The sequence below is a fragment of the Vibrio metoecus genome (genome assembly GCF_009665255.1).
Lineage (GTDB): Bacteria > Pseudomonadota > Gammaproteobacteria > Enterobacterales > Vibrionaceae > Vibrio > Vibrio metoecus_B.
Genome location: NZ_CP035686.1, coordinates 2,642,218 through 2,655,207 on the forward strand (window position 1 = coordinate 2,642,218; position 12,990 = coordinate 2,655,207).

The 12,990-nt window shown below is 41.7% G+C and carries 8 protein-coding genes and 1 pseudogene; 4 read left to right on the forward strand and 5 right to left on the reverse strand.

The annotated features are described in order from the left end of the window. The first annotated feature begins 67 nt into the window (after positions 1-67). Positions 68-1,426 carry a glutathione-disulfide reductase gene (gorA, locus tag EPB59_RS12005; protein ID WP_154172953.1) on the forward strand — a complete coding sequence of 453 codons (1,359 nt, stop codon included), beginning with the start codon at positions 68-70 and terminating at the stop codon, positions 1,424-1,426. 617 nt (positions 1,427-2,043) lie between these two features. Here gorA and EPB59_RS12010 read toward each other — a convergent pair. Further along, positions 2,044-3,221, reverse strand: a protein-coding gene (locus tag EPB59_RS12010; protein WP_154172955.1) for an IS3-like element ISVch4 family transposase whose coding sequence is annotated in 2 segments (ribosomal slippage) — positions 2,044-2,963 and positions 2,963-3,221 — 1,179 coding nt in all. Because the reading frame shifts where the segments join, the coding sequence is not laid out codon by codon here. Between the two features lie 235 nt (positions 3,222-3,456). Here EPB59_RS12010 and EPB59_RS18485 point away from each other — a divergent pair. Genes EPB59_RS18485 through EPB59_RS12025 form a run of 3 tightly spaced genes read left to right on the forward strand, consistent with a single transcriptional unit; the run spans position 3,457 to position 7,942 of the window. Beyond that, complete coding sequence (locus EPB59_RS18485; protein ID WP_206666806.1) at positions 3,457-6,327, forward strand: hypothetical protein; 2,871 nt, start codon at positions 3,457-3,459, stop codon at positions 6,325-6,327. Continuing rightward, positions 6,324-6,773: a response regulator gene (locus EPB59_RS12020; RefSeq protein WP_154172957.1), complete on the forward strand. Its 450-nt coding sequence runs from the start codon at positions 6,324-6,326 to the stop codon at positions 6,771-6,773. Before EPB59_RS18485 ends, EPB59_RS12020 begins: the two co-directional genes overlap by 4 nt. After that, positions 6,770-7,942, forward strand: coding sequence for a response regulator (locus tag EPB59_RS12025; RefSeq protein ID WP_154172959.1), 1,173 nt, complete (start codon positions 6,770-6,772; stop codon positions 7,940-7,942). Before EPB59_RS12020 ends, EPB59_RS12025 begins: the two co-directional genes overlap by 4 nt. Positions 7,943-8,153: 211 nt before the next feature. Here the strand turns inward: EPB59_RS12025 and EPB59_RS12030 are convergent, their stop codons facing one another. From EPB59_RS12030 to EPB59_RS12045, 4 genes and pseudogenes are all read right to left on the reverse strand, one after another. Continuing rightward, complete coding sequence (locus EPB59_RS12030; RefSeq protein ID WP_154172961.1) at positions 8,154-9,104, reverse strand: SPOR domain-containing protein; 951 nt, start codon at positions 9,102-9,104, stop codon at positions 8,154-8,156. A gap of 173 nt (positions 9,105-9,277) precedes the next feature. Then, the gene (locus tag EPB59_RS12035; protein ID WP_154172963.1) at positions 9,278-10,216 is read right to left on the reverse strand and encodes an ABC transporter permease; all 939 of its coding nucleotides are present in this window, start codon (positions 10,214-10,216) and stop codon (positions 9,278-9,280) included. Positions 10,217-10,218: 2 nt separating this feature from the next. Further along, positions 10,219-11,195 (reverse strand): annotated as a pseudogene (locus EPB59_RS12040) (ABC transporter permease). A gap of 155 nt (positions 11,196-11,350) precedes the next feature. Continuing rightward, positions 11,351-12,907, reverse strand: a complete 1,557-nt coding sequence (locus tag EPB59_RS12045) for an ABC transporter substrate-binding protein (protein ID WP_000855614.1) — start codon at positions 12,905-12,907, stop codon at positions 11,351-11,353. Positions 12,908-12,990: the final 83 nt, after the last annotated feature.

Below are 12,990 nucleotides of genomic sequence, written 5' to 3' on the forward strand. Positions count from 1 at the left end.
TGCCCTGATATAAGGAATACAAGAAAAGAGCGAAGAGCATCTTCGCCAGACATAATTGGAGAAAGTAATGGCAACACATTTTGACTACCTGTGTATTGGTGGCGGCAGCGGCGGCATCGCTTCAGCCAACCGCGCGGCTATGTATGGCGCGAAAGTCGCTCTCATCGAAGCCAAAGATTTAGGCGGTACTTGTGTCAACGTTGGCTGCGTACCGAAAAAGGTGATGTGGCACGGCGCGCAAATCGCAGAAGCGATGCACCTTTATGCTGAAGATTACGGCTTCGATGTCGATGTGAAGAACTTCAACTGGGCAAAACTGATTGAAAGCCGCCAAGCCTACATTGGCCGCATCCATCAATCTTACGATCGTGTTCTGGGCAATAATAAAGTTCACGTGATCAAAGGTTTTGCGAAGTTTGTTGATGCGAAAACCGTCGAAGTGAATGGCGAACTTTACACGGCTGACCACATTCTGATTGCCGTTGGTGGCCGCCCAAGCATTCCAAATATTCCAGGCGCAGAATACGGCATCGACTCGAACGGCTTTTTTGAGCTGAGCGAGCAGCCAAAACGCGTTGCGGTGATCGGTGCTGGCTATATCGCAGTAGAAATCGCGGGCGTGCTGAATGCGCTAGGTACAGAAACTCACCTGTTCTGCCGCAAAGAGTCACCACTGCGTAGCTTCGACCCAATGATCATCGAAACCTTAGTGGAAGTGATGAACGCGGAAGGGCCACAGCTGCACACCCATAGCGTGCCAAAACAAGTGGTAAAAGAAGCCGATGGTAGCCTGACGCTGCATCTGGAAAATGGTCACACGTACAACGTGGATACTCTGATTTGGGCGATCGGTCGCCACCCAGCCACCGATGCGATCAACCTTGCTGCAACGGGCGTTGCGACCAATGAGCAAGGCTACATCAAGGTCGATGAGTTCCAAAACACTAATGTAGCAGGCATCTACTGTGTTGGTGACATCATGGAAGGCGGCATTGAGCTGACTCCGGTGGCGGTAAAAGCCGGTCGCCAACTCTCTGAGCGCCTGTTTAACAACAAACTGAACGCTAAGATGGATTACCAGTTGGTGCCAACCGTGGTGTTTAGCCACCCACCGATCGGCACGATTGGCCTGACTGAACCACAAGCGATTGCTCAGTACGGCGCAGAGAACGTGAAAGTGTACAAATCAAGCTTTACCGCTATGTACACCGCCGTTACCTCTCACCGTCAGCCATGCAAAATGAAGCTGGTTTGTGCTGGCCCTGAAGAAACCGTGGTTGGTCTACACGGCATCGGTTTTGCGGTTGATGAAATGATCCAAGGTTTTGGTGTCGCGATGAAAATGGGCGCAACCAAAGCCGATTTCGACTCCGTAGTCGCAATTCACCCTACGGGCTCGGAAGAGTTCGTCACCATGAGGAGTTAGTGTAGAAATTTAACTCCCACATGTTAGGAAATCTGGAAAACTTTAAACACCGCTTATACTGATTGTTTAGGCGGTGTTTTTCTAGGTGGGCACATGACTCTTCTAATACATTCCGATGACGTTTATAAAAATACAGAATTAACACTGCAAGATAATGATATCTATCATTGCCTACCGATAAAAAACAATATCGGATCTCTCCCAACTTTGTTCTCCGATGAGGGTGATTTTCTTCAAGAACCAAATAGCTATTTCTTTTATCTAAAAGCAATTAAGAAAGCCAAAGATCTCAACCCATGCAGCCGTGCTTTATATAAGTACTTTCAATTTCTAGAAGATGAAAACTTATATTGGAATCACTTTCCTCCGATAAAGAGACTAAAACCAACTTACCTGTTCAGGTCTCATCTACTAAAACTAATAAATAATGGAGAGTTAGCTCAAAGTACTGCAAATACCTACATGAACCAAGTTAAGAACTTTTATCTTTGGGCAATTCATGAAGGTTATCTACTAATAAGTAAGGAAGAAGAGGCCCCATTTAAAATGGAGTTCATCCAAATTCGTAATGTAGGAATACTAGCGCACCTTCGCCCGACTTTTACAGTTTGTAGTGGTCAACTAAAATTGGCCACGGTTTTAGAGTTTTCCCAATATAATCGTTCTGATTCATTGGGAGTTAGACCACCGTTATACTGATGTGGCCTAAGTTGGCAGTAATATCCGATAATGTAGCGGGTGATCTCTTGTTGAGCCTCAGCGAAGCTACGATAACCCACAGTTGGCACCCATTCCGTCTTCAGACTTCTAAAGAAGCGCTCTATCGGCGCATTATCCCAACAGTTTCCTCGGCGAGATAAACTCTGTTTTATTTGAAAGCGCCACAGTAATTGACGGTATTTACGGCTAGTATAATGACTGCCTTGATCGCTATGGAACATGACACCTTTTGGCTTTCCGCGAGATTCATAGGCCATAGACAGCGCTTTACCTGTCAACCGACTATCAGGCGACAAAGACATTGACCAACCGATCACTTTGCGGGCAAAAAGATCGATAACGACCGCTAAATACATCCACCGATTACCAGTCCAAATATACGTAACATCGCCAGCCCAGACTTCATTTGGAGCCGTAACAGCAAATTGACGACTTAAGTGATTTGGAACGTCAATATGTTCTTGTGAAGCCTTTCTGTAACGATGCTTTGGTTCTTGGCAGCTTACTAAACCAAGAGTTCTCATTAGCTTTGTTGCTCGGTATCGGCTCAGCTTTACACCCTGATTTGTGACTATATCTGCAATGGTTCTCGCTCCCGCAGAGCCATTGCTTGCGGCGTGAGCCTCGCTAATCAAGCTGCGCAGTTTTATTGTTTCCGCATTAATTAACGCTGGGCGTTTAAGCCAATAGTGATAACTACTTCGATGAACATTGAAGACTTCGCATAATATTTTTACGCTGTGGCTCTGCTTGAGTTTCTTGATTATCAAGAATTGTTCAGTGAGTCCGACATCAAGAGAGCCGTGGCTTTTTTTAGTATTTCATTATGCTCTTCAAGGCGAGCCAGCTTCTTTTTCAATTCCCGAATTTCTATTTGCTCAGGGGTCATAGGTGAAGCTTTAGGTGTTTTCCCTTGGCGTTCTTCTCTAAGCTGGCGAACCCATTTATCCATCGTGGACTTGTCCACATTCATGGCTTGGGCTGCTTCCGTCACTGAGTAATTTTGGTCTAAGACTAGCTGCGCTGCTTCTAACTTAAATTCTGCGCTAAATAGTCGTCTTGTACGTTTTGTCATAATGTCACCTGTTAACTTATGAGGTGATGATATCACCTCTAACTAAGTGACCAAATTCACTATGCCACTACATGAATCCTCTTAATAACCCATTCAAAATGTGAAGATCTCGACTAAAAATAACAATTTGTAAAAAATAACAATAAACTTAATAGCTTAGCCCATTAGTTTAAGTTATGCTAATTTCATACAGCGATAAATAATATAAGTATCACAATAAAAACAGAGAGTTAAAATGATATTATTATCAGGGAACCAAAAAGGTAATGCAGGATTAGAATTAAAAAAGTTAAAAATATCAACTAGAAATAAAGTGAGAGCGGTAACTTCTTCTAAAGAGAAGGAATCTATACAGCTCATGAATTATCTAAGGGAAAACTGTAGTGTAGCAGAACTGTATCAAGCAGAATCAGCAATAAGAGCTCTATCATCTACTAATTATACTTTACCGGAACTGTTCCCTGATGTACCTCAAGTCAAAGAAAAATTCATTCGCCTTAAAAACCTTGGTTTGGAGAAGGAATTGTCGTATATAGACAATGCTGTAAAATCTAACATAGGTAAAATAGAATCTTTTCTCGATGCTTTATCAGAAATTAATAAATCCATATACCAAAACAATTTAATAAAAGCAGAAAATTTAATATATAATGCAATTTCGGAGTTTGGTTATAGTCATCTTCTTTTGAGAAAAACAATATTCGTTATGTCCCAAAGTGAACATAATGAGTTTGAAAAATTAAATAAAATAATAGCCACATACGGAATAAGAAGCAATGCAGTAAATACATTGCTGTATTGCTACAAAGAAGAACAGGACTATCTTAGTGTTAAAAGATCCGTAATGTCGACTAAAGACAAAGGAGAAATAAACAAATTCACTAGAGATATTCTAAGAATTGGCTTTCATCCTCATGCAAAAGACAGTGAGGATTTAAGTCAGTTAATTCAAAGTTGTTTACAGTCCTCATTAATTGACGCAATTTTTATTATTAAAGTAAATAAATCTTTAATAGACACTTCAAAATATCAATATATAAACTATATCTTTAACAAAATAAATGATGGTAATGGGACAATAATTGATATTGCTAGCATTTATAGTTCATATAAAGATCCTGAGGACGTATTCTTTCAAAGAAGTAGTGCTTGGTTAGAAAATGATGATATTGTAGAGTATCGATTTCTAATTGATCACTTTAATGACTCCCCAGAATCAAGCTATTTTAGCCTGACTGATGAATTATTACTTAGAGTTAAGAATAATATCAACATATCTTGTATTGAGGACATAGTAGACTCAAATAAAGATATTACATTTGGCAAAATAAAATTATTTGAAAAGCATTCTCTAATATCTAATTCTGCTTTGTTTAATTTAGTCATACATATGAAAGAAGGTATGATTCACACAACAGAAAATACTTTAATTAAAGTAATGGAAATAACTAGAGATTTAGCTAGAACTGTAAATGTAAAATTTATAAAAACATTTCTACTTGGCGCACCAAGTGAACTGTCAAAAATAATAATACTTCTATTAATAATTAAGAGAAGCAAAAACGAAGCAGATAATTTCAATCTAAGAAGAACATTACAAAACCATCTAATATCCAACTACAATTCTGATCTACTAAGCTTTATAAAAGATGTTGCAAATAAGTCATTGTCAGTTGCTGAATACACATATGAAGTCTGTACTGAAGATTTTATATCAAAATTAAGTCATATTATAAGCACAACAGAGCAAATAACTGAAACTAGAGCAAATCTTCATAGCTGGATGGGAGAATCAACTGGTGATAGCAGTTATACTGTCCGAGCAAAAAATTTAAGAATCGACCATAAGATTAACTTAGTTAAAAATGAGCTAGATGATAACCGAATATATGTCGACACACAGAAATTTCTTGAGTGGATGCAAGATGAAATTGCTCAAGATTTGACTACAGCATTGACACTTTCCCCCCACGATAAAGAGGAAGGAAATCCTAATGAAGTTCAAATTGTTCACATAATTTCAAGATGTTATTCTGAGTTTTGTTCCAACAACTTATTCGGTATTGCTTCTTATCTAGGGCGAAGATTACGCCATGGTACTTTTAAGGGCCAGCTCTATTATAGTGTAGTAAACGGGATTGAAAAAGAATACGACGATGTAATTAGTGATGCTTTAATATCACCACTTTGGAATCAATTTAAAGAGGATTACGAAAAAGAAGTTGAATCGATTGTAAAGAGCAAACTACATATTAAAAGTCATAGCAAATTTGAAGGTTTTCTAGACCCAGAAATAAGTGGTTCAAATAAAATAGAGGTTCTAAGAGGATGTTTGAATAATATTTATAGTGACTTTGAATCAAGCAATAACTCTTACAATTCCATATTATTGATAAATGAATATTGTTGGAGATTAGCAGAAAGTGATATGAGATCTATTAATAGTTACTTAAAAGGTAAGAAGGCTAATTTAATAGACCTACATATTTTAAATGAAATAAAAAGCAAATCTCTACAAACACAAATTGATGAAGCAAGATTAGCCAGTTTCACGAGAGAAGTTCACCGCTTAGTTAACGACAAGCTTACAGAAATGTATGGCTGGTTCAAAAAGCCACAAAGCGTATCACCGAAAGCATCGTTAAATCTTCTCTACAAAGCAGTTGTTGCTGAAGTTCAGCAAAGCTTTTCAAAATTTGAACCAGAAACTAGCTTTGAAGAGAAAGATGATATAGAACTAATGGGAGGAGCTTATCATGTATTGTATGATGCTTTATATGTTATCGTTTATAATGCAGCAAAGCATGGCAAGCCTTTAGGTAAAATATCTAGAAGCTTTTCGCTAGATAAAGACGATACTAGCAATTTTGTTCGAGTTAAATTTGATTCAGAGATACTAGACTCTTCAAATGAAAACCAAGTGAATGAGTTGCTAAGAATAGATAACGAAAGCGATATTGATGACGCTCAACTTCATGAGAAATCCAGCGGAATAAAAAAATTATTCCATCTACAAAAATATGATAAGAGTTTCCAAATTCTTAATATCAAGTGCATCAAGCGAAAAGTTTGTATAGAAATGATTTACAGGTTGGGGCATATATGAAAAATATTTTAATTGTAGAGGATGACAGTTTTAAAGCAGATAGCCTTAAGAGTTTTCTTTTGGGATTTCATTCTCAAAGCCAGATACAAGTTGTTGGTAGCTTAGTAGAGGCTACAGCAATAATAAATAAGAAAGTTTTTGACCTTATTTTAGTTGACATGGCAATTCCAAGTCATCCTTCCGTCGCTGGAGGTGGTGCACCAAAATCATTGTTGACAGGTGGAATAGATGTTCTACTTGAGCTTAGATATCTAAACAGAAGTGAACCTTGTATTGTTGTCACTCAATATCCTGATATTGAAATCTCCGGAAGCTATTATGATTTAAATAAAGCAACCAACGAACTTAAAGTTCAACTAGATTGCAACGTAATAGCATGTATAGAATACAAGGAAGGTGACTCATCTTGGGAAGAGAGTCTTAAAAATATATTAGATAGCATATGAAAATACTAATCGTAGAAGACAATCAAGATAAACTCAAATCAATAAAATCAGCTCTTGATGAAATCAATACTCATATTTCAATCACAGAATGCGGTTCTATTGTTGATTTTGTGTCAATAATCAATAGGGAAACTTTCGATTTAGTTGTTGCAGACTTAGTTCTGCCTGTATTCGGCAATGAAACTGATGACCCTAAAGACGTCACATCAACTTTAATCGAAAAAATCAGGGATTATGAATCAAAGAATTATAAAACTCCAGTAATAGCTATTACACAATATTTGGATTCAGCCGAGACTAATTTTTCAGATCTAAACAGACATGATATTAATGTCATTACATACAAACCTGAATCTCATGAGTGGAAGAGTGCTTTCATAAGGAAAGTAGAATCATGTATTCCAAAATTAATATATGATTTTATAATTATTTGTGCTCTACAAAAAGAGGCAGATGCTTTTATTGAAGCTGGATATATAGAAGATAATTCAGATGTTAAATTTGGTCTTTCATTTAGGTATATAACTATTGATGAAAAAAAAGGATTGATAATAGTTCCACCAAGGATGGGACTAGTAAATTCTTCAATAGCTAGTGCAAGAGCAATCGAATTATTTGAACCAAAAATAATTTGTATGAGTGGTATTTGTGCTGGAATCGAGGGTAAGGCTGACATTTATGATATAGTCATTCCCTCTCAATGTGATCAACATGATGCGGGTAAGTGGACAAGTCAGGGGTTTGTACCAGAAAGCTATTCAATCCCTCTGAGTCATGAAACTCAAACCAAAATAGAACAAATTATCACGCGCCAAGACTTTAAAAAGGCCATCGCTGAAAATGTTTCTTTAAGTCGCACCGAAATGATCGGAGATTCTTCCAAGCTAAATATTAAAATCTATACTGCACCAACCTCAAGTGGCAGCTCTGTTATAGCTGATGACACGATGCTTAGCCAGATTACAGCTCAGCACCGGAAAAAAACTGCGTTTGAAATGGAGTCTTATGCCTTGTATGAAGCTGCGAGGCAATCACCTCACCAGCCTATATACTTTAGTGCTAAAGCAGTCGTCGATAACGGTGATTCTAATAAAGGTGATGAATACCATAGGGTCGCAGCGTTAGTATCAGCAAAGGCCGTTTACGAACTGCTCAGAAGACTTCTTTAAAAAGCAAAGATAACCCTTCTGTAAAAAAATAGTAACGTGGAATTTCTGAAAGTACTTCTATGGCTTTAAACTAGAGACATTACAGAAAAATTCCAGATTTTACGTGTGATAGTAGATTGTTACGATGCGGTAGCAGCATCGAGATTCCGTTCTGCTCAAAAAGAAAGCGGCTCATAGCCGCTTTCTTTTTATCAAATCATTTAGAAGCGTTTTACTTCACACACACCACATTGAGCAGTGATGAGCCTTTTAACACATTGACTTTGCCAGTGGTGAACATCCCTTTACGCCCTTCCCCCCAATATGGCAATTGCACAGGCCATTGATATTGTTGCATCTGTTTCGACTGCAATAACGCCGACCACTCTTGTTCGGTAGCGAGACGCATACCCAGATCTCGGCACACGATTTGTGCAGCATCATAATCGAGGCGATTCCACGCCTGATCATGCTCCATGTAAAACTGCACTTTCGGGTTGTCACTGTACGGCACAGCAAAGGTTTGGCTGCCCACTTTCACTTGCTGGCGCAATACAAAACCACTGTTTCCCGAAGGTTTAGGTGTGCTGTTGAGCTTTGCTACGGGTTTCGTTGGCGCGGCAGCGGCTACCACAGTGGGAGCGGATTTTTCTTCGCTTTTCGGTTTGCTCGCGGGCTTAGGAGCTGAAGCTTTTGATACCGCTGTGTTGGCAGCCGGAGCCACCGCAGCGGTTATGGGTTTGGCTTTCATCACAGGCTGCTGCGCAGAAGTTTTCACCACTTGGCGGATGAATGCTTGCTCAAAGGTCGCCAGTTTTTTGACCTTTTTTAACTCTTTATTCGCCAGTTCAAAATCCGTGTAGGGGCCAATCAAGCAACGTGAACCTTTGGGTTCAGGCTTCACCCAAATATCTGTGGAAATATGCTCATAGATGGCTTTTACCGTTGCGAGTGGCATTGGCTTACTCAGCATGCCGCACTGGATCCAGAACAGAGAATCGCCCCGCTTAGGCTTTTTTCCCCATAGGCCATCACCAATTGGGCAAGTCGCATCGAGCACCGGCAATTGATTGACCGCGGCTTGTTGCGCATCACACAAATACTCGCTGTTCGCCGCTAAAGCGATCGGAGAGAGTAACAGCAAAGCCGCACTCAGGTTGCAGCATAGAATCCATTTCGGCATCCGCTTATCTCCTTAATACTCTGTGACTGAAATCAGAATTCGAGTTCGGCGGTTAGCCGTTATCGAACATTTATTGGGATCCGGTATAGCAAAAATAAATGCAAAAAAAGAGCCGCATTCAAATACGGCTCTTAGTTTATGGACAGTTTGTGAAGCAAATCAATCAGATTCGCTTAGCCTTTGTAAATTTTGGGGTTGAATACGTCACGCAACCAATCGCCAAGCAGGTTAATCACCAACACCAGCAATACCAACACTGCGCCAGGAAAGGCGGTGATCCACCAAGCACCCGAGAAAATGTAGGTAAAGCCGATACTGATTAGTGAGCCGAGTGATGGCTGATCAACAGGTAAACCCAAGCCAAGGAAAGAGAGTGCCGCCTCTGACATGATCGCATTTGCCACCTGTACCGTTGAAATCACCAGGATCGGTGATAAGCAGTTCGGCAGAATATGGCGGAACATGATGCGTGGCGCTTTAAAACCCATCACGCGTGCGGCTTCGACGTACTCTTTTTTCTTTTCCGCCAATACCGAAGCACGTACGGTACGCGCGTATTGTGGCCATTCAGCCACGCCGATAATTACCACCAACATCACCACAGCGTATTGGCTGAAAAATTCACCACCAAAACTGGCTTTAAAAATTGCCGAGACGATGATCGCCACCATCATGGTCGAGAATGAGAGCTGAATATCGGCAAAACGCATTAAAAAGCTATCAATGCGACCACCGAAATAGCCCGCGGATAAACCGATCACTATCCCTAAGATCAGCTGCAATCCCACCGCCAAAAAGCCGATGGTCAACGATAAGCGCGAGCCATACAGAATGGTCGAGAAAATGTCGCGCCCTTGTTCATCGGTCCCTAACCAAAAGTGTTCATTGCCGCCTTCCATCCATGAAGGTGGAAGCTCCGCATCCATAATATCAATCGAAGAGAGATCATACGGGTTGGTTGGAGCAATCCAAGGTGAACTGATCGCCACCAGCACAAACAACAGAAATACCGCAAAGCTGCTCATCGCCACTTTGTCGCGTAAAAAATAATACAGAAAATCCGACTGCTTAAAGCGCTCCCAGCGTGAAGGAGCGGTAGATACTGCACTCATGGTTAAGCTCCTTTGCCAGTGAGGTTGACGGTTGGGTTAATCAAACCATACAACAGGTCAACGATGGTGTTGGTCACCACGAAAATCAATCCAACGAAGATGACGTACGCTGTGATAAGCGGTGTATCCACTCGGTTAATCGCCTCTAAAAACAGGAAACCCGTACCCGGCCACTGGAAGACGGTTTCGGTCAAAATGGTGTAGGCCACCATAGTACCGATTTGCACCCCCCCACCGTTAATACTGGCAGCATGGTGTTTTTCAACGCATGTTGGTAATAGATTTTGTTGAGCGGCAAACCTTTCGCCTGAGCAAACTTGATGTATTCCGAGCTCAACACTTCCAGCATTTCTGAGCGCACAAGGCGAATAAACAGTGGCAGCATAATCGATGCTAAGGCAATGGAAGGTAACACTAGGTGGCGCAAACCATCGAGCGTGAAAAAGCCCGACTCCCAGCCCAGTAAATTCAGCGTTTCACCACGGCCATAAGAAGGTAACCAACCCAGCTCAATCGAAAATACGTACATCAACATGATCGCAGTTAAAAATACCGGGATCGAAATACCGATGCTGCTACCCGCCATCACTATCTTGGTAAACAAGCTTTTCGGATGAATGGCAGAGTACACCCCAAGCGGGATCGAAAAAACGATGATGATCAGCGTAGCGCCCAATACTAATTCGAGTGTCGCCACCAACTTATCAAAAATGACTTCTAACGCCGGACGCTTAAAGAAATAGGATGTCCCTAAATCTCCTTGCACCGCCGCCGTAACAAAACGCGAGTATTTAACAATGAAGGGATCATTGAGGCCCAATTCGTCACGCAGTGCTTGACGCTCTGCTTCCGAAACTGACTGCCCAACAAGCTCGCGCAGCGGATCACCCAGGTTGTCCTGAATGGCGAACGCCACCAAACTGATCACAAACATCACTATCAGTGCCTGATACAGGCGCTTGACCAGAAACGAAAACATTCCTTGCCCCTTAACTTTCCATGTGAATCTGTGTGCGCGGTTAAGCGCCAAAAACTTTCAGCCTTAAAAAGGGTACTTTGCCCGACTGAAAAAAAGCAAAGTACCCGAGAGCGCACTCTGCGGGTCAAAACCCGCAGAGCTGAGCGTGGAGAAAATTACTCTTTCACCACCAAATCGCCAAAGTATGGGAAGTCCATACCGTTGATGATCGGCGCGATATCCAGCGTACTTTTCGCAGCCCAAGATGGGTCTTGGAAGTGAAGAGGCACAAATGCCGCTTCGTTATACAGAATTTCTTCCACTTTCTTCAGCATCACGCTGCGTTTTTCCAGATCGGTCTCTTCGTTCGATTGGTGGACTAACTTATCCACTTCTGCGTTAGAGTAGTAACCACAGTTGTATTGACCTTTACCCGTTTTCTCATCACGAGTCATGGTCAGGAACTCAGTGAAGTTCCCTGAATCCTCAGTATCTGGGTGCCAACCAATCATCAGCATATCCGCCGCACACTTATCAAACTCAGGCCAGTATTGCGCTTTTGGCATGGTTTTTAGGTCAACTTTAATACCAATTTTTGACAGCATTGCCGATGCGGCTTGTGCAATCTTCTCATCGTTCACGTAACGGTTATTCGGCGCGATCATGGTGAGAGTGAAGCCCTTTTCATAACCCGCTTCTTTCATCAACTGTTTCGCTTTGTTGAGATCAAAACGTGGCTTGAGGCTTTCGTTGTAGCCGGCATAGCCCACTGGGCTTTGCTGTGCTGCCGTCGTGGCAGCCCCTTTCATGACTTTTTCAACAATCCCTTCGTTGTTAATCGCGTAAACGATAGCTTGACGTACACGTACATCTTTCAGCGCTGGGTTGCTGTTTTGGTTCATTTGGAGGGTGATAACGCGCGTGCCAGGCATAGTGAACAGATCCACGCCTTTCGCATCTTTAATACGTTGATAATCGTTAGGAGCCACTGGTGCAATCATGTCAACGCCACCAGACAGCAGAGCCGCAACACGCGTTGCATCTTCTTTGATGACTGCCAGAGTTAGCTTATCCACATTACCTTTCGAGGCTTTATCCCAATAATTCGGGTTGCGTTGGAACTCCATCTTCACGCCTTGCTCACGTGCCGTTACGGTAAATGGGCCAGTGCCAGAAATGTGCTCAGAAGCGTAAGAGTTACCGTGTTTAACGATTTCCGCTTTATCCTTACCGTCAGCAGTCGTGCCGGTGTAGAACTTGCTGTCCATCGGGAAAATGTAGGTCGCTACGTTTTCGATCAGTGGATAGGTGCCTGCGGTTTTGATTTCAATGGTGTAATCATCCACCTTGGTCAATGACACCAATGGCTCAAAGATGCCTTTAAAATCCGCTGATTCTTTCAAACGGTTAAACGTCCACACCACGTCATCTGCGGTGAAATCATTGCCTGAGTGGAATTTCACGCCTTTGCGCAAAGTGAAACGCATGGTTTCGTTATCCACACGCTGCCAAGATTCGGCCAGGCGAGGTTCAAATTCCATTTTCTGTGTAAAGCGAATCAGTGGATCAAAGACCATGTGCGACAGTTGCAGAGTACCGCCTGACAGCTGCTCATGTGGGTCCATTGAGACCGGGTCAGCGTCATAAGCCACGGTAATATCCGCGGCCATCGCACCAAAACTCAAGCCAGCCGCTATCAAAGCCAACGCCAGTTTGTTTTTCATGGTTTTCATTGCATAACTCCTTATGCGGGAATCCAGATCCCTAGTTTGTTGTATTTGCTTTTGTGACAATCGCCAACCAAACAGTTGGTCCA